This window comes from Aeromonas dhakensis, assembly GCF_000820305.1.
GTDB lineage: Bacteria > Pseudomonadota > Gammaproteobacteria > Enterobacterales > Aeromonadaceae > Aeromonas > Aeromonas dhakensis.
Genome location: NZ_CDBH01000064.1, coordinates 95,573 through 112,225, shown reverse-complemented (window position 1 = coordinate 112,225; position 16,653 = coordinate 95,573). Strand labels below are relative to the sequence as shown.

Here is a 16,653-nt window from a genome sequence, read left to right as displayed (position 1 = left end):
GCCAGCCGGCAGAGGGGCAATAAAAATGGCCCCGCAGGGCCATAGTACCAACAAGGAATTGCTCATCAGGAGAGCGGCTGCAACCCGCGACGGATCCGCTGGATCCCCGCCTCGTAGCGGCCATCCAGCCCGACCTGATCCTCGCGGGTGTCGAAGATCTTGAGAAACCACATGTACTGGCCCGGATCCCGGCTGAGCTGCTGCTGCACCATGTCGTTCATCCGGCAGGTGTCGACCATCACATCGTCGGTGGGATAGTTGTCAAAGGGGGCGTCTATCTCCAGCCGGTAGCAGTGATGCGCCTCGTCATAGCAGGCCAGCAGCGGCACCGCCTTGGCGCCGCTCACCTGCACCAGTCGCGGCAGGGCCGGCAGGGTTGCCTTGGGCTGACCGAAGAAGGGGGCGAAGATGCTCTTCTCGCGGCCATGATCCTGATCCGGCAGGTAGAAGAAGCTGTTCCCCTCCTTGATAGTGCGGATCACCGCCTTGATGCCGGCGCTGCGCTCATAGACGCGGCAGCCGTTGCGGGCCCGGGCACGGTTCAGATGCCAGTCGAACACCGGGTTGCGCGCCCGTTTCATCATGGTGCACATGGACACCCCGCGCCGGGTGAAGTAGTAACCGGCCGCATCCACCGGCCAGCTGTGGGGCACTACCAGGATCACCGGCCTGCCGGCCGCCTGCTCCGCCTCGATATGTTCCCAGCCAGTGACCCGCATCCGCTTCATCAGATAGGCGGGGCTGCGCACCGAGAACTCGCCAAAGCCGAGCAGGCTCTTGAGGCCGACCCGGATAGAGGTCATCAGGATGGCGTCGCGCTCGGCCTCGCTCTTTTGCGGGAAACAGAGGGCCAGGTTGGTTCTGGCGATGTAGACCTGCTTTTTCGAGATGCGAAACACCAGCGGCGCCAGAGCGGCGGCCAGCCGATCACGCAGCCTCACCGGCACGAAGGCCAGCAGCATCAGGACGCCAAGCGCCAGCCAGCTGAACCAGTAACGCGGATGCAGGAATCGGGTCTCGAAACGAGGGTCAAACACGGGATCATGGGAAGACATGGATGGGGTCAAGCATGGGAAAGGGAGCTGCATTGTATTCATCCTGACAGGTAATACCAGTTAAATTCATCATGGCTTTGGTGAAGGGGCCACCCCGGCCGGGGCCAACAAAGCGGGCGGGTTTGCGCAGGCAAGACCATAAAAAAAGCGCCCCACCCGAGGTGGAGCGCCTTGTCGTCATCTGTTCGGTGGCGTCCGTCTTGCGCGGACCTGCTCACCGGACCCTTTATCCCGGCCCTCTTGCGGCCATTTCCTAGCGACGAACCATGCCGGATGCCAGCTCGCCATTGCCCAGCGGCAGGAAGAACATCAGGTAGCGCAGGGCCACGTAGCCGACGATCAGGGTGGCGGCGCCCAGTTCGAAGTGGGCCAGCAGCCGGATCTGCTCGACGTACTCGGCCGCCTGGGGCCACTGTTCGACCAGATGGCTCACCTTGAACAGGGCGGTGGCACCGATCACCAGCGGGAAGGTGAAGGCGGCATAGCCCGGCGAGAACGGCAGACGCAACAGCTTGATGAAGGCCAGGTAGATGATGCCGGTCATCAGCACGGCGATCCCCAGCAGCACGGCCACCAGCAGCAGAGAAGGATCTTCGCTCACGGTGAGGTAGCCAGCCAGTGACAGGCTGGCGGGCGCCGCCAGGATGGCGATGGTCGGTTTGGCGGCATCCGGTACCTCATGGCTGAAGATGAGGCGATAGAGCATCAGCGGCAGCATCAGGCCGTAGCAGAGCATGCCGAACCAGAGCAGGCCGTTGGCCAGCGCAGCGTATTGGCCGCCCGGAAAAGCGACGTCAGCGACTATGATCCCCACCGGAGGCACGAACCAGCTCGGCACCATGTGGTGGATCTCAAATTGTTTGGCCCGATGCCAGACGAAGGTGGCCAGGAACCCCAGGTGCAGCAGCACGGCAAACAGCCAGAGCCCCTCCCCCAGACCGGCGTTGAGCATGCCGACCGCCTTGGAGACCACCATGGTGCCCATGGCATAGGTGGGCACCACGCTACCGACCACGGGGTGAGCCAGATCCTGCCACAGCAGGCGCGGGTGCAGCAGAAACTTGAAGGTCAGGATCACCAGCAGCACGGCGGCAACGGCGGCGCCCAGCAACTGCAGGCGACCATCGAAGTGACCGGCATTTTCCCAGCACCAACCGAGACTGGCGATCCCGAGCGCCAGTCCTGCCATGGGGGTCGGAGCCGCGGCCAGGGATGGACGGGTTCTTGCGATCATGTCTGAAACCTCATGTGAGAGACGATGGGCATAGGATAATGAGCGGCCATCGTTTACGATATCTAAATGAATTAAATCAATCGTTCAGGATTCCCAAACATGAAGCTGACCCTGCAACAACTCAAGGTCTTTGCCACCATCGCCCGTTACGGCAATCTGGGGCTGGCCGCCAATGAACTGTGCCTGAGCAAGGGCGCCGTCTCCCAGTCGTTGCAGGAGCTGGAGCGTCAGCTCGCCACTCCGCTGTTCGATCGCATTCACCCCAGGCTGCAGCTCAACAACGAGGGACGCCTGCTGCAACCGGCGGCCGAGGAGCTGCTGACCCGGATGCAGGACATCGAAACCCTGTTCAGCCCGGATGCCGAACCGAGCGGCCAGCTGCGTCTGGGCGCCAGCCAGACCATAGGCAACTACCTGCTGCCTGCCCTGCTCGCCACCAGCAAGCAGGAGCTGGGGCAGCCACCCCGCGTCACCATCACCAACACCCACCAGCTCTGCCACCTGCTGGCCAACTTCGAGCTGGATCTGGCGCTGATCGAGGGGGAGAACCACCATCCGGACCTGGTCAGCGAGCCCTGGCTCCACGACGAGATGCTGATCGTGGCCCAGCCCGATCACCCCCTCGCCGGCCGCCATCGCCTCTCCCTCACCCAGCTGAGCGATGAGACCTGGGTGCTGCGCGAACCCCAGTCCGGCAGCCGCGAGCAGTTCGAGCAGCAGATCCAGCCCGAACTGCCCCGCTGGCAGGCGGGGCTCGAGCTCAACACCCTGGAGGCGGTGATGCTGGCGGTCGAGAAGGGGCTCGGCATCTCCTTCATCTCCCACCTGGCGGTGTCAGACCGGCTGCAGGCCGGCCGTCTGGTGGCCCTGCCCCTTGCCCGCCGCTTTCCCCGCCAGCTCTCCCTCATCTGGCACCGGCAGAAGTATCACTCCGCCGCCCTGCGCCGCTTTCTGCAATTTTGCCGCGCCCAGGAGGATGTGTTGCCCAGCCAGATCAGCAGCACCTGAGCCAATGGGATGATCGGGCAGCCTATTCCCGGCATTACCCTTGCCGCCAGGTATCGGCAGCAATGGAAGAGGGAGAGCCCAGGCTCTCCCTCTTTGTCATTCTGCCTGGTGACTCAGCGTTTCGCGGGCTGTAATCCCCGCTCGACCCAGCCCAGCACCTGTCTGGTCAGTGCCTGCGGCACCCAGGGGGAGTCGGTCATGCCCGCCCTCACGCAGGCGGCAAAGTGATCCGCCTCGTGCTGCATGCCACCGCCCGCCACCGGCAGCGCGATGTCGTGGGGCCAGGCCGGCAGAGGGTCACCACCAAGCCAGACGATCTGCTGGGGGTTCCACCACTTGCCCACCAGCTCCAGCGCCCAGCCGGGCCCGGACAGCCAGGCCGACTTGTCGAGCTCCTCGACGATGGAGGCCACCAGCTCGGCCTTGAGCGGGCCGGCAAAATCAAAGCGGGCGGCTTCATCCACCTCGCCCTCACGGCGAGACAGCGTGACCTCGGGCTCACCCGCCGCCAACCCCAACTGGTGACAGAGGGCGGCATAGAGCCAGAGCGGGTAGACCCCCACATCCCAGGCGGCGCCGCCATCCAGCGCCGGATCGAACAGCTTGCCGTCCCGCGTCTGCACCGAGCCGAAGGCAGCCTTTAGCCTGTCGGGGGCTGGCAGGGCCGACAGGCGCCCCAGCAATGCGCGCATGGCGGGGAAGCACATCACCTTCATCGCCTCCATCAGCAGCAGGCCCCGCTCGGCGGCGAGCCACACCAGCCGATCCCAATCTGCGACGCGAGTCACCGCCGGCTTTTCCACCAGCACGTGCTTGCCCGCCAGCAGCATGCGTTCGATCAGGGCGGCGTGCTCCGGGTGGATCACCGCCACGTAGACCGCCTCCACCAGGGGATCTGCCGCCAGCGCCTGATAGCTGCCATGGGCGTGGGGCAAGCCCTGCTCGTCGGCAAAGGCCTGCGCCCGCCCCTGATCACGGGCGGCGATCGCCACCACCCGGCTGCCACTGGCGTGTCCGTTCACATCCTGACAAAAACGGCGGGCGATGGCCCCCGCGCCGGCAACGCCCCAGCGCAGCGGCTGTTCGCTTGTTCTCTCTTGCATCCCTGTCTCCTTATGCGCTCTGCCGGTCAATCATCATGCCTGCGCCAGGCTGCGCAACCAGCGGATCTCGTCACCCCAGATGGACTCGTCAATGGTCTCCAGGATCAACGGAATGCCGTCGAAGCGATGGTCATTCATGATGTGATGGAACACAGCCTCCCCCAGGTTCCCCTCGCGCAGGCTGTGGTGGCGATCGACCCGGCTGCCGAAGGTGCACTTGGCACCGTTGATATGCATCCCCTTCAGATACTGGAAACCCACTGTCTGGTCGAACTCGGCAAAGACGGCAGCACAACTCTCCGCGGTGCGCAGATCGTAGCCGGCGGCAAAGGCGTGGCAGGTATCAAAGCAGATGCCGACCCGACTCTTGTCTTCCACCCCGTCGATGATGGTGGCCAGGTGCTCGAACGACCAGCCGAGGTTGGTGCCCTGGCCGGCGGTGTTCTCGATCACCGCCGTCACCCCTTCGCTGCGCTCCAGCGCCCAGTTGATGGATTCGCTCACCAGCTTGAGGCTGACCGCCTCCGGGATCTGCTTCAGGTGGCTGCCCGGATGAAAATTGAGGTAGCAGAGCCCCAGCTGCTCGCAGCGCTTCATCTCGTCCAGAAAGGCATCGCGGGACTTGGCGAGGCCATCGGGGTCGGGATGACCCAGATTGATGAGGTAGCTGTCGTGGGGCAGGATCTGCTCGGGGCGAAAGCCCCCCTTCTCGCAGGCCTGCTTGAAGGCGCGAATGCTGGTCTCGGAGAGCGGCGCCGCCTGCCACTGGCGCTGGTTCTTGGTAAACAGGGCGAAGGCGTTGGCCCCGATGGCCTGGGCGCGGGCGATGGTGTTCTCCACCCCGCCGGCCGCACTGACGTGGGCTCCGATAAATTTCATCACATCTCCTCTGCACTGTTGCTGGGTCTGGCCGCGCAGCAAAGGGGCGGCCAACCCGTGTGGGGCGCCATTATGCCAAGCCACCCGGCCGGCGCCAAACCGGGATTGTCGATGGCAGCCATAGAGAGACCCGCCGCAGGTGGGGATTAGCGTCAAGCCATCAATCGGTCGCGTCCATCCCTGCCCGCGTCGCCAGGCCGTCGCGCGGGCCGTCGGGGCCCAGCGCTGACGCCAGGATGCCGCTCAGCCACTGGATGAAGGCCTGCACCCTAGGGGCCAGCTGACGGCGATGGGCATAGAGGGCGTGAATGGGCAGCGGGGGCGCCTGCCACTTTGGCAGGATGGCCACCAGCTCGCCGCTGGCCAGCAGTGGCTCCACCCCGACTCGCGGCTGCTGGATGATGCCAAGCCCGGCCAGCGCCGCCGCCAGATAGGATTCGCTGTCGTTCACCGTGAGCGCCCCGCTCATCGCCAGCACGGCGCGCGAGCCGTCTGCCTGCAGATACTCGAAACCGCTCTCTCTTGGCCCGCTGCTGCTGCCGTAGTGCACCAGCCGATGGCCGCTCAGCTCGCTCAGGCTGCGGGGCGTTCCGTAGCGGGCCAGGTAGGCGGCGCTGGCGCAATTGATCTGGCGGTAGTGGCCGAGAGGGCGCGCCACCAGACTGGAGGGCTCGAGCGCCCCGACCCGGATCACGCAGTCAAACCCCTCCCGCACCAGGTCTACCCGCCGGTCCGTGCTGCTCAGCATCAACTGCAAGGCGGGATGCGCCGCCAGAAAGGCGGGTAGCGCCGGCATCACCAGATGGCGAGCCATCCGGCCCGGCATGTCCACCCGTAGCTGACCGCTCAGCTGCCCCTGCTGGCGAAACAGCCCGTTGAACTCCTCCATGTCCGCCAGCAGATCCTGACAACGGGCATAACAGAGCCGGCCATCCGTGGTCAGCTGCACCCGCCGGGTGGTGCGCTGCAGCAAGCGGGTGCCCATCTGCTCCTCCAGCCGGCGGATGGCCGCCGAGAGCGTCGCCTTGGGGACTCCTAACTGTTCGGCACTGCGGGTAAAGCTCTCCAGCTCCGCCACCCGTACAAACATCCTCATCGCATCCAGTTGATCCATGGCGCCATTGTCTCGCTAATCGGAACAGTGCATTCATTATCGCCTTATTTATCCAATCAACAACGGGCAATAGAGTGATCACACCGGCTCATCCCGAGCCCATGACCACAGACAGGAGTCCTCTCATGACCCATCCCATCGCACTCATCACCGGCGCCAGCCGCGGCCTTGGCAAACAGGCGGCGTTGGCCCTCGCCGCCCGCGGCGTCGACCTCATCATCACCTATCGCAGTCAGGCCGAAGAGGCGGCGGCCGTGGTGGCCGAGGCGACTGCCCTCGGCGTCAGGGCCCATGCCCTGCCCCTCGATGTGGCCGACAGCAGCAGCTTTGCCGCCTTCGCCAGCCAGGTGCGCGAGCAGCTGGGCGCGTGGCAGCGGGATCGGTTCGATTTTCTGGTCAACAACGCCGGCATCGGCATTCACGCCAGCATCGAGCAGACCAGCGAGCAGCAGTTCGACACCCTGTTCAACATTCACCTCAAGGGGGTCTTCTTTCTGACCCAGCAGTTGCTGCCGCTTCTGCGCGATGGCGGGCGCATCCTCAACCTGTCGAGCGGGCTGACCCGCTTCGCGCTGCCCGGTTATGCCGCCTATGCGGCCATGAAGGGAGGGGTCGAGGTGCTGACCCGCTATCTGGCCAAGGAGCTGGGGCCGCGTGGCATCGCCGTCAACGTGGTGGCGCCGGGGGCCATCGAGACCGATTTTGGCGGGGGTGTGGTGCGGGACAATCAGGCGGTCAACGATTTCATCGCCAGCCAGACGGCGCTGGGCCGGGTGGGCCAGCCGGAGGACATCGGCGGCGTCATCGCCGCCCTGCTCTCCCCCGACAGCCGCTGGATCAATGCCCAGCGTATCGAGGCCTCCGGCGGCATGTTCCTCTAAGGCGTCCGCTCACCGACGCCGAGATCTCTCTAGGCCGCCTGGGTCTGACCGCTGGCGGCCTGGTGAGCCTCGGGCAGGTGCGCCGCCAGGGTAGCCACGGCGTCGACATCGACCCGCCCCTGGCTCGCCAGCTGTTGCAAGAAGCCGAGCGCCGCGTCGGCGCTCAGCCCCGCCCGGTAGGGTCTGTGCTGCACCATGGCCTGGAAGATGTCGGCCACCCGCAGGATCCTCGCCTCCAGCGGCATCGCCTCGGCGGTCAGGTGGAAGGGGTAGCCGCAGCCATTGGGCTCCTCGTGATGATAGGAGGCCCACAGAGCAATCTCCTCGAAACCGTCGATGTGGCGCAAAATCTGATAGGTTTCAAAGCTGTGGGTGTTGATGATGGCCCGCTCCCGCTCATCGAGTTTTCCCGCCTTGTCGAGGATCTCGTCGGGTACCCGCAGCTTGCCGAGATCGTGCAGCAGCCCGGCGATCTCCAGCTGCTCGCAGCGTCCCTCCTCAATTCCCATCCATTGAGCCAGCCGCCGGGCCAGCCTGGCCACCCCGAGGGAGTGGGCCACGGTGAAGGGGCTCTTGGCATCGACGATGGCCGAAAAGATGCGCGCCAGCTGTTTGAGCTCGCCGTTGCTGGTGAGGCAGGGCTCCCGCTCGCTCAGCATGCCGCGCATGTAGTCGGTGATGGCGCGCCCCTCCAGCTGCAGCCAGAATGCCTCCGGCAGAGAGGCCCGCAAAAAGGCCGCCACCAGCTCGGGGGCGAAGAACTCGCCGGCGCACGCCTCGATCCGCTGCCGGATCTCCTGGGTGTGCATCAGCAGGGAGCCGTCCCCATAATGCGGGGCCGCCAGGGCATCGACCCGGTCCACCAGAAAGATGAGGTTGGCCTGGCGCCGCACCGTGGCTGTCACCCCCTGCTGCCGAACAAGTTGATGCCAGTGGGTGTGGTGATAGCGGATGGGCTCCGCCAGCGGGGCCAGCGGCGGGAAATCCTTGAGCAGATCGTAACCGACCTCGCAATGACGCTGGGAAGACTCCCAGTCGAACTCGCTGACCAGATGGCTGTGGATAAAGGTGGAGGAGACGCCGATGTCGTGCAGCACCCCCAGCTCGAACAGGCAGGCCTGCTCGCTCTCACCGGCCCCCAGAGCCTTGCCACACTCGGCGGCCATGATGCCGACCCGCTTGCCGTGTGCCACATCGCCGATGCCGACCAGATCCAGCGACGCCGACAGGGCATATACCAGCTGGCGCAGATCAACCTGCTGGGCAACCAGCCCGCCGCAGCGGGGATGAGAGCTGTTGTGGTGCATGATGCGCTTCCACCTCTGCCAAGGTGATAGATCCCTCTTCGGGGCCGCGTAAACATATTGAATCTAAACCAGATTGCCCCTCCCGCCGGTTTGCAGCCGCCATCCGCACACGCTAATTGACAAAAAGATGAGTTGGATCAATCCGGCAAGTGCCATGCCCGGATGCGGCGCGGGTCGGCCCGGCAGACGGACAAAAAAACGGGCCCCGCCAGTTGGCGGGGCCCGTCGAGGGGATGGATTGGGTTACAGTGTCTTGCCGCCCGAGCTTATCACCGTCTGGTACCAGTAGAAGCTGTCCTTCTTGAGCCGGCGCAGGGAGCCCCCCTGCTCGTCCCGCTCAACATAGACGAAGCCGTAGCGCTTCTGGTAGCCGTTGAGCCAGCTCAGGATGTCGGTGAACGACCAGGCACAATAGCCCAGCAGTTCCACCCCGTCCTGCAGCGCCTCCTGGCACGCCTTGACGTGGCTGCGCAGATAGTCGATGCGGTAGTCGTCGTGCACCCGATCTCCCTCTACCAGCTTGTCGAACTCGCCGAGGCCGTTCTCGGTGATCATCAGCGGCAGGCCGTAGCGAGAAGATAGCCGGCGCAGGGCGATGCGCATCCCGGTCGGGTCGATGGCCCAGTCCCAGTTGCTGGTCTCCAGGTGCGGGTTGGGGGCCGTCTTGTAGAGGCCGGGAATGCCGCTTGGCGGCGTAGTGCCCTTCTTGCCCGTGGTGTTGATGCGCTGCATCGTCTGGCCGCCGAGGGGGTTGTCGGTATAGGTCAGGGTGTAGTAGTAGTTGACGCCTATGTAGTCGGGGGTTCCTTCCCGCAGCAGCTCGAGATCGCCCGGCAGGATCTCCGGCGCCTCGCCGGTCTCCCGCAGGTAGGCGAGCGCCGCCTGGGGGTAGCGGCCGAAGCAGTAGGCATCCAGCCACCAGAGGTTGGTGAACTCCTCGGCATTCTCGTAAGCCAGCATGTCTTTGGGATCGCACGAGGCCGGATAGGCGGGGGAGTACGCAAAGCTTGGGCCGATGAGGCCGTTCGGCACGTACTGGCGAAACGCCTTGATGACCCGGGCGTTGGCCAGAAACGCGATGTGGTTGGCGGCAAAGAAGCGCTTGCGGTCTTGCACTGCAGGCGGATGGGTGCCGAGCTGATAGGCGTTGGTCAGGTTGTAGTTCTGCTCGTTGAGCGACACCCAGTACTTCACCTTGCCGGCAAAGCGCTGGTAGAGGGTCACGCAGTAGCGCTCGAAATCGGCGATGATGCGTCTGTCTTCCCAGCCACCGTATTCGTCCTGCAGCGCCTGCGGCAGGTCCCAGTGATAGAGGGTGAGCACCGGCTCAATCTGGTGGGCCAGCAGGGTATCGATGAGTTTTTCATAGAAGGCGAGCCCCGCCTCGTTCACCTCGCCGCGGCCGGTCGGGTAGATGCGCGGCCAGCTCACCGAGAAGCGATAGGCCTTGAGCCCCATCTCGGCCATCAGCGCCACATCCTCCTCCATACGGTGGTAGTGATCCACAGCCACGTCGCCGTTGCTCCCCTCAAAGGTCTTGCCCGGCAGCGTGGTGAACAGATCCCACACCGAGGGCCCCTTGCCATCGGCGTCCCAGCCCCCTTCCACCTGATAGGCGGCGGAGGCGGCGCCCCACAGAAAATCTTTCGGGAAGTCGTTGAACTTGTGGTGATGCATCTGGGGTTGCTCCTTCTGCGGCGGTGGGCTGGCCACCTTGATCGCACCGACTGGCGGTGCCCAATGGAATTGGCATTAGCATCGAACAGTTCTAAAATTCCGTCCAATGACAAATTTAACCATTCAACATTCCAAACAGGAATCACAGGAGCCGACATGGAGCTGCGGGATCTGAAGGCCTTCGTCACCCTGGGGGAGGTACTGCACTTCGGTCAGGCGGCGGTGCGCCAGCACGTCACCCAGTCGGCGCTGAGCAAGCAGATCCGGCGGCTGGAAGAGGAGCTGGGCGGCGAGCTGTTCGAGCGCAATGCCAGCAGCACCCGTCTCACCGTGCTGGGGCGCGCCCTTTATGAGGATGCCCGCGCCCTGGTGGCCGCCAGCGAGCAGCTAGCACGCAGCGCCCGCGACGTGCTGGCCGGCAACAGCGGCACCCTGCGCATCGGCTTCGGGGTCGCCACCAAGCTGCTGGTGCCCGCCGCCATCGCGCAATTTCGGGCCGAACGCCCCCAGGTGACCATCGAGCTCAACGATCTCTCCACCCACCATCAGTTGCTGGCCCTGAGCGAAGGCAAGCTGGATCTCGGCTTCTGCCGCCTGCCCGCCCCCAAGGGGTGGCCGTGTCTGCCGGTGGTGCGGGCCCATTTTGTCGCCGTGCTGCCCGCCAGTTACGCCGGCGTGAGCAAGCTGGCTGATCTGGTGGACAAACCGCTGGCGATCCTGCGCCGGGACAAGGCCCCCTCGTTTTACGATCACCTGATGCACTACCTGGCCCAGAGCGGGCTGCGTTTTCGCGATATCCAGTACGTCAACGACTTCGCCGCCGGGGTCGCCACCGCCGCCGCCGACATCGCCTGGACCCTGGTGCCCTCCTCCACCACCATAGAGCACCCGGACGTGCTGACCCTGCCGCTGACCGAGGGGGAAGCCTGCTGGACCATAGGCCTTATTCGCCCACCCCACAGCAAGGGGCCTCTCATCGAGGCCTTCTGGCAGACAGTCGCCAGCATGAGCGAGCCGGCCCTGCCATAAGGCAAGGCCGCGATGCTGGGAGTGACGCGCCGCTACAGCGCCGGGCCAGGGCGCTTTGCGGCGCACTCAGGCTCGGCCAGCTCAAGCAGTCGTGCCAGTCCCGCCACCATCTCTCTGCCTGTCTCGCTCGCCTTGTAATGTGCCGCCGCATGCAGCCTGGCATTGTCCCCTATGGCCATGGCCACAGCGGGGGCCTCCTGCAGCGCCGCCAGCACGCGCGCCAGTTCATCGGCGCTGTCCGGCTGATATTTACGGCAGTTCACCCCGTCGGTCAGGTGGCGATCCCACCAGGCCCCATCTGCCGGGATCACCACGCACAGGCCGGCAGCCATGGCCTCCAGGATGGAGAGGCCGAAGGGCTCCTGATGGCTGGTGGAGACGAAGATGCTGCAGCCGGCCCTGATCTCGTCAAGGTTGCCGGGGTTTTCATGCCAGCGGGTATCGGGCAGTTCTGGCCGGGGTTCGCTGCAAGGCTGCAGTATGTTGCGTGGTTGCAGATAGCAGACGGTCAGCGGTGCACGGGGCTCGGCAAGCTGCTGATGCGCCGCCAGCATGGTCTCCAGCCCTTTCCACTTGAGCAAGGAGGCGGCCCACAAGATGCCGGAGCCGCCGGTCGTGGCCGTGGGCCAGCTCGCCTCGCACAGCCCGTTGATAAAGGGCTGCCAGCGGGGCGGAAAGTCGCGCTCGCCAAGGCGGGCAATCAGGGCCGAGAGCGAAGGGCGGGCGGCCTCCAGATAGAAGACCTGGCTGGCGCGCCACAGGGCCCTTGCCGACATGCCGGAGCAGCCCACCGGGCCGTGAATAAGCTGCACCACCGGGATCCCCGCGATCCGAGCCGCCCAGTAGCAGCAGAGATCCACCCCGGGGCCGGAGGCCGCCAGCAGGCCGCGTACCTCCCCCAGCCGCCATATCAGCCAGAGGATCATCAGGCTCTGCCACCCCTGCTTGAGCAGATACCCCAGGCCCGACTCGCGCCCCCGCAGCAAGGCGGGCACCCAGAGCGAATGGTGACGACATCCGGGCCAGGAGTCCAAGTCCGGCGTCAGGACATGCAGCGCCAGGGCCGGCAGGCGGTCGGCCAGCCCCGCCAGGATCACCTCGGTGGCCACCTTGGAGCCGCCGCGAAAAGAGATGGGATCCACCACCAGCAGCGTCTCCCCCTGCCCGGCCTTGCCAGCAGTCGACTCATGGTGCGGCTTCATGATGGTGCTCCTTCATCCGACCCGATCGCCGCCCTGCGCCCGCCAAGCAGCCCCCCTTCCCCCGCCAGACCCACCCTGGCCAGCAGCCGCTGGCCGAGCCAGCGCACCATGCGCCCATAGGGGGGGAGCTCGGGATTGTCCCAGCGCCCCGAGAGGGTCGCCGACCAGAGCTCGCTCACCTTCTCCACATAGCGTTTGACCGTGAACAGCTGGCTGGCGCGCAATTGCCCCGCCCGCCCCAGCCGGTAGCGCAATCCGGCATCGCCCAGCCGCTGCCAGTGGGCAGCCATCTGGCGCCAGTCGCCGGGATCGGCCAGAAGGCCCGTCACCGTGTGTTCCACCACCTCAGGGATCCCCCCCACCCGATAGGCACTGACCGGCAGCCCCAGGGTGCCGGCCTCGGCCAGGGTCAGGCCGAACACCTCCTCACGGGCGCCGGAGACCAGCAGATCCACCCCGCCGCGCAGGATGGCGGCGCTGTCAGGCCGCTCGCCGAGAAAGTGCACCCGCTCGGCCACCCCCAGTTCAGCGGCCAATGCCGTGAGCGCGACCAGTTCGGGACCGCTGCCAATCACCAGCAGCTGCGCCTTGCCCCCCTGAGCGCAGAGCTCGGCCAGGGAGCGGATCAGCAAGTCCACCCCCTTGCGCTTGATCAGCGACCCTATGGTGGCCAGGATCAGCTCCCCCGCCGGCAGCCCGGGCAGGCTGCTGACGGGCCAGGGTTCACCCCGATTGAGCCGCACCCCATCCACCCCGTTGGCGATGTGAACCAGCCGTCTGTGCTCGCAGCCATCTTCCCGCCAGGGTGCCAGCACCGGCTGGCTCACCCCGATCAGCACGTTGGCCTGATGCACCCGGAGGGTAAACCTGTCTCTGGGCTGATAACGGGCGTGCAGATGGCACACCAGCGGCACCTTCATCTTGCGGCACACCCCGGCCAGCCACTGACAGGGGGCGGCGCTGTTGGCGTGCACCAGAGTGATGCCATGCTCCTCGATTAGCGCCTGCGCCCGCTGGCACAGGGCCCGGTGGGCGGCCAGATCGAAGCGGGGAGCCTGCCAGCCCAGCAGCAGGGTAAAGGGCTCGACCACCGCCTTCACCCCGAGCAGGGCGGCCTCCTCTGCCAGCTGCTGGCTGTTGCACCAGAGCAGGGGGGCAAAGCGACTGCGATCCAGGTGGGCCAGCAGATCCAGCAGGCAGCGCTCGCTGCCACGGATCCAGTTCTCGCCGTAATGCACCAGCAAAATGGGGGTTGCGCTCATGACTCAGCTCCCTTGTTTGGTTTATCCCGCTCCGTCTCGGCCATGGCCATTTCCGTTTCTCTGGCCTGCCGGACATATTTGATGGCTGCCACCGCCAGCGACAGCTCCAGATAGATGGGCCAGGTAAAGCCCTGGGTCAGGAAGGATCCCGAGATGACGAACCCCACCATGCTCGCCATCACCCCCTGCATGGCTGTGACTACTGCAGGAGGCATGCCATCCAGGCGGCAGTGCCAGGCCCGGTAAAGGGTCACCGCCACCATGCCGACAAACAGGGTCAGCCCCACGAAGCCGGTCTCCGCCAGCACCCCGAACCAGGTGGAGTGCACCGCGTGGTTGAGGCCGTCCCAGTGGGGGCTGAAGAAGAAGTAGTTGTAGTAGAAGTTGGAGAGCCCCACCCCGATGAGCGGATGGGCCAGCGCCATGCCCCAGGCGGCCTGCCAGGCATAAAGGCGCCCCATGGCCGAGGCATCCACCCCGCTCTCCGCCGCCCCGCCGGAGGCCCTGTCGCTTATCCCGGCGGCGGCAAACAGCACCAGCAGCGCCAGGGTGCCGCACAGGATCAGCACGGTCTTCGACTGCACCCGCTGCCAGGCAAAGATGCCGCCCACCGCGCAGATCCCGAGCAGGCCGCCGCGGCTCTGAGTGGCGATGATGGCGGCAGCCACCAGCACGAACCCCACCGCCCCCAGGATGCGCCCGGCCAGGCCGTTCTGGTTGAGCAGCAGGCTCAAGGAGAAGCCGGCGGGAAACAGCAGCACCAGCGCCAGATCGTTGGGATCCCCCAGCACAGAGCCGAGCTCGCGCCCTATGGTGACCCGGGTCCCCTCCACCAGCCCGATGCCGCTGCTCTTGTTGTAGAGCGCCACCAGGGCCACCATGCAGCCGGCCACCACGAAGGCCCGCACCGCCAGGGCGAAGTCCTCCGGCCTGCGCACCAGCCAGGCGGTGGCCAGCGTCATCAGGTAGATCTTGCTGTAGCTGCCGGTCCAGGTGGCGATCGCCTCCCCCCGGTTGCTGGCAAACAGCACCCCGATGGAGACGACGATGAAAAAGGCGGTCAACCAGCTGAGGGGCTGGCTCCAGTAGGGCCTGATGCGACCGGTGAGCAGGGTGTGCCAAACCAGGGCACCAATCGCCGCCAGCGAGAAGAGCAGCGGGATCTTGAGGGGATAGAGCTGGGGAAACACCTCGTGCAGGCGGAAAAACGAGAAGGTAACGAACCCCAGCACCATCAGAAACGGCCAGCGCAGGGCAAACCAGATGGCGGGAATGGCCAGCCCCAGCACCGGCAGCAGCAGCGGGTGCGGCAGCCGCCACCAAAGCCCGGCCACCAGCAGGGTGGCGGCCAGCCCCCAGAGGGCGTGGCTCAGGCGGCCCATTGCCCTGCCCACCACTGGCCGAGCCACATCATGGCAAGGGAGCCGGCACCGCTCGCCCACAGCGTCGAGAGGCGATATGGCAGCGGCAGCAACCGCTGGCTCACCAGATAGAAGGCGAGCGCGCGCACCAGGTAGACCAGCAGCAGGGTCCAGATCACTCCGGCCACCCCGAAGTGCGGAATGGCGAGCAAAAAGCCAAGGACGCCGAGCAAACTGCATCCCAGATTGATAACCATCTGGGCCTTGCTCTCCTCGCCGCTGAAGCAGCCGACGTTGAGCAGGTCAGAGACGTTGCGCACCGCCATCCCCAGCACCAGCAGCGGGATATAGGCGATGGATCCGTGGTAACTCTCCGGAGTGAGCCAGCGAATAAGCAGAGGCGCGGTGAGCCCCACCACCCCGGCGGTGGCAAACCCCAGCACGGAGCCGAGCACGCTGTAGTGGGCGTTGAGGCGCAGGCCGTCCGGCTCCTTGAGCAGCATGAAGCGGCGCGGATACCACCAGAGGGCGAAGGGCTGCAGCAGAAGCCCCACCGCCAGCGCCAGCTTGCCCGCCACCGCGTAGTAGGCCAGCAGCGCCTCGCCGACGTGTTCGGCCAGCAGCCAGCGATCCAGCCCGCTCAGGGCAAAGCCCGCCAGCCCGCTCACCACCAGCGGCAGGCCGTAGCGCAGCAGGGGGCGGTAGTGTTGCCAGTCAAAGCGGATGCCGCCATCGCGCCACTGCCAGAGGCTCAGCAGCAGCGCCAGCGCGACACAGGTGAGGGTGCCGGAGGCAAGCACTCCGCTCACGCCCCAGCCAAGCCAGAGCCACCAGGCGGTCAGCAGGGACTGGATCACCGCCTTGCCGGCGGTGGCCACGAAGAAGAGACGGGCCTGATTGCGCATCCGCAGCCAGGCCAGCGGCACCCCGATCACCCCCTCGAGCGGCAAAGCGCTGAGCACCCAGCGCACATCGGCAAGGCGGGTTTCGGTTGGCAGCAGCCGCTGCACCAGGGGCGCCAGCCACCAGAGCAGCACCAGGCTGGCCAGGGCGATGATCCAGACCAGGCCAAACACCCGCGCCACCACCTGCTTGCGCTCGCCCTCATCTGCTGCCATCCCGGCGAAGCGATAGAGGGCGTCCACCAGCCCGAACCCCAGGATGAGGGAGCCCAGGTTGATGATGGTCAAGAGCACTTCCAGCTGGCCATACTCCCGGGGCGCCAGCAGGTGGGTCAGCACCGGCAGCATCAGCAGGGAGATCCCCTTCATCAGCAAGAGGCCGGCGGCGTAATAGAGCATGGCTATCTGGTTTACTCCGAGTCTCATAGGGCCTCCCAGCCACCAGGCAACGGATCTTGGGTCATCTGTGGTCAGCCAATGCAAGGGGCACGCCAGCCGGTGCAATTCCCCGCGTAGCCCTGCATGTCGCGCTCTCGACCTTCACAGCAACGCACATCAGGCCCAAAATGAATCTGATTTTTGCGTTTTGCAGCCCGGCCGGCGCAATTTGCACAGCGCCTTGCCATCCAACCCCCTGGC

14 protein-coding genes are annotated in these 16,653 nt (G+C 65.7%); 3 read left to right on the top strand and 11 right to left on the bottom strand.

What is annotated here, in order from left to right; genetic code table 11:
* Positions 1 to 65: 65 nt before the first annotated feature.
* Together lpxM and BN1143_RS18735 are read right to left on the bottom strand one after the other, a co-directional pair.
* Complete coding sequence (gene lpxM / locus BN1143_RS18740) at positions 66 to 1,055, bottom strand: lauroyl-Kdo(2)-lipid IV(A) myristoyltransferase (RefSeq protein ID WP_042051700.1); 990 nt, start codon at positions 1,053 to 1,055, stop codon at positions 66 to 68.
* A gap of 253 nt (positions 1,056 to 1,308) precedes the next feature.
* Complete coding sequence (locus BN1143_RS18735; RefSeq protein WP_042051699.1) at positions 1,309 to 2,289, bottom strand: TDT family transporter; 981 nt, start codon at positions 2,287 to 2,289, stop codon at positions 1,309 to 1,311.
* A gap of 99 nt (positions 2,290 to 2,388) precedes the next feature.
* Here BN1143_RS18735 and BN1143_RS18730 point away from each other — a divergent pair, with 99 nt between their 5' ends.
* Entirely contained in the window at positions 2,389 to 3,297 is a 909-nt protein-coding gene (locus BN1143_RS18730) for a LysR substrate-binding domain-containing protein (protein ID WP_042051698.1), read from the top strand.
* A 113-nt stretch (positions 3,298 to 3,410) separates the two neighbouring features.
* Here the strand turns inward: BN1143_RS18730 and BN1143_RS18725 are convergent, their stop codons facing one another.
* The 3 genes from BN1143_RS18725 to BN1143_RS18715 form a co-directional block, all read right to left on the bottom strand.
* Positions 3,411 to 4,400, bottom strand: a complete 990-nt coding sequence (locus tag BN1143_RS18725; RefSeq protein ID WP_042051697.1) for a Gfo/Idh/MocA family protein — start codon at positions 4,398 to 4,400, stop codon at positions 3,411 to 3,413.
* Between the two features lie 33 nt (positions 4,401 to 4,433).
* Positions 4,434 to 5,279 carry a deoxyribonuclease IV gene (gene nfo / locus BN1143_RS18720; protein WP_042051696.1) on the bottom strand — a complete coding sequence of 282 codons (846 nt, stop codon included), beginning with the start codon at positions 5,277 to 5,279 and terminating at the stop codon, positions 4,434 to 4,436.
* A 160-nt stretch (positions 5,280 to 5,439) separates the two neighbouring features.
* On the bottom strand, positions 5,440 to 6,393 hold the full coding sequence (locus BN1143_RS18715) for a LysR family transcriptional regulator (protein WP_042051695.1): 954 nt from the start codon (positions 6,391 to 6,393) through the stop codon (positions 5,440 to 5,442).
* Between the two features lie 125 nt (positions 6,394 to 6,518).
* On the opposite strand from BN1143_RS18715, the gene BN1143_RS18710 reads away from it, so the two are divergent.
* Positions 6,519 to 7,274 carry an SDR family NAD(P)-dependent oxidoreductase gene (locus BN1143_RS18710; protein WP_010633855.1) on the top strand — a complete coding sequence of 252 codons (756 nt, stop codon included), beginning with the start codon at positions 6,519 to 6,521 and terminating at the stop codon, positions 7,272 to 7,274.
* Positions 7,275 to 7,303: 29 nt separating this feature from the next.
* On the opposite strand, the gene BN1143_RS18705 is transcribed toward BN1143_RS18710, so the two are convergent.
* Together BN1143_RS18705 and BN1143_RS18700 are read right to left on the bottom strand one after the other, a co-directional pair.
* Positions 7,304 to 8,581, bottom strand: coding sequence for an HD-GYP domain-containing protein (locus tag BN1143_RS18705; protein WP_042051694.1), 1,278 nt, complete (start codon positions 8,579 to 8,581; stop codon positions 7,304 to 7,306).
* Between the two features lie 243 nt (positions 8,582 to 8,824).
* On the bottom strand, positions 8,825 to 10,258 hold the full coding sequence (locus BN1143_RS18700) for a glycoside hydrolase family 1 protein (protein WP_042051693.1): 1,434 nt from the start codon (positions 10,256 to 10,258) through the stop codon (positions 8,825 to 8,827).
* A 156-nt stretch (positions 10,259 to 10,414) separates the two neighbouring features.
* Between BN1143_RS18700 and BN1143_RS18695 the strand changes: the two genes are divergently transcribed.
* Positions 10,415 to 11,287, top strand: a complete 873-nt coding sequence (locus BN1143_RS18695) for a LysR family transcriptional regulator (RefSeq protein WP_042051692.1) — start codon at positions 10,415 to 10,417, stop codon at positions 11,285 to 11,287.
* A gap of 32 nt (positions 11,288 to 11,319) precedes the next feature.
* Here the strand turns inward: BN1143_RS18695 and BN1143_RS18690 are convergent, their stop codons facing one another.
* From BN1143_RS18690 to BN1143_RS18675, 4 genes are read right to left on the bottom strand one after another with little or no spacing between them, the layout of a single operon-like run.
* Positions 11,320 to 12,489, bottom strand: coding sequence for a glycosyltransferase family 4 protein (locus BN1143_RS18690; protein WP_042051691.1), 1,170 nt, complete (start codon positions 12,487 to 12,489; stop codon positions 11,320 to 11,322).
* On the bottom strand, positions 12,486 to 13,751 hold the full coding sequence (locus BN1143_RS18685) for a glycosyltransferase family 4 protein (RefSeq protein ID WP_042051690.1): 1,266 nt from the start codon (positions 13,749 to 13,751) through the stop codon (positions 12,486 to 12,488). The genes BN1143_RS18690 and BN1143_RS18685 overlap by 4 nt, the downstream gene beginning before the upstream one ends.
* The gene (locus tag BN1143_RS18680; RefSeq protein ID WP_042051689.1) at positions 13,748 to 15,133 is read right to left on the bottom strand and encodes an O-antigen ligase family protein; all 1,386 of its coding nucleotides are present in this window, start codon (positions 15,131 to 15,133) and stop codon (positions 13,748 to 13,750) included. Before BN1143_RS18680 ends, BN1143_RS18685 begins: the two co-directional genes overlap by 4 nt.
* On the bottom strand, positions 15,121 to 16,440 hold the full coding sequence (locus BN1143_RS18675; protein ID WP_042051688.1) for a lipopolysaccharide biosynthesis protein: 1,320 nt from the start codon (positions 16,438 to 16,440) through the stop codon (positions 15,121 to 15,123). The genes BN1143_RS18680 and BN1143_RS18675 overlap by 13 nt, the downstream gene beginning before the upstream one ends.
* Between the last annotated feature and the right edge of the window lie 213 nt (positions 16,441 to 16,653).

Coding starts and splice junctions, on each gene's coding strand:
- lpxM (WP_042051700.1), bottom strand. CDS start 1,055: ATGTCTTCCCATGATCCCGTGTTTGACCCTCGTTTCGAGACCCGATTC.
- BN1143_RS18735 (WP_042051699.1), bottom strand. CDS start 2,289: ATGATCGCAAGAACCCGTCCATCCCTGGCCGCGGCTCCGACCCCCATG.
- BN1143_RS18730 (WP_042051698.1), top strand. CDS start 2,389: ATGAAGCTGACCCTGCAACAACTCAAGGTCTTTGCCACCATCGCCCGT.
- BN1143_RS18725 (WP_042051697.1), bottom strand. CDS start 4,400: ATGCAAGAGAGAACAAGCGAACAGCCGCTGCGCTGGGGCGTTGCCGGC.
- nfo (WP_042051696.1), bottom strand. CDS start 5,279: ATGAAATTTATCGGAGCCCACGTCAGTGCGGCCGGCGGGGTGGAGAAC.
- BN1143_RS18715 (WP_042051695.1), bottom strand. CDS start 6,393: ATGGATCAACTGGATGCGATGAGGATGTTTGTACGGGTGGCGGAGCTG.
- BN1143_RS18710 (WP_010633855.1), top strand. CDS start 6,519: ATGACCCATCCCATCGCACTCATCACCGGCGCCAGCCGCGGCCTTGGC.
- BN1143_RS18705 (WP_042051694.1), bottom strand. CDS start 8,581: ATGCACCACAACAGCTCTCATCCCCGCTGCGGCGGGCTGGTTGCCCAG.
- BN1143_RS18700 (WP_042051693.1), bottom strand. CDS start 10,258: ATGCATCACCACAAGTTCAACGACTTCCCGAAAGATTTTCTGTGGGGC.
- BN1143_RS18695 (WP_042051692.1), top strand. CDS start 10,415: ATGGAGCTGCGGGATCTGAAGGCCTTCGTCACCCTGGGGGAGGTACTG.
- BN1143_RS18690 (WP_042051691.1), bottom strand. CDS start 12,489: ATGAAGCCGCACCATGAGTCGACTGCTGGCAAGGCCGGGCAGGGGGAG.
- BN1143_RS18685 (WP_042051690.1), bottom strand. CDS start 13,751: ATGAGCGCAACCCCCATTTTGCTGGTGCATTACGGCGAGAACTGGATC.
- BN1143_RS18680 (WP_042051689.1), bottom strand. CDS start 15,133: ATGGGCCGCCTGAGCCACGCCCTCTGGGGGCTGGCCGCCACCCTGCTG.
- BN1143_RS18675 (WP_042051688.1), bottom strand. CDS start 16,440: ATGAGACTCGGAGTAAACCAGATAGCCATGCTCTATTACGCCGCCGGC.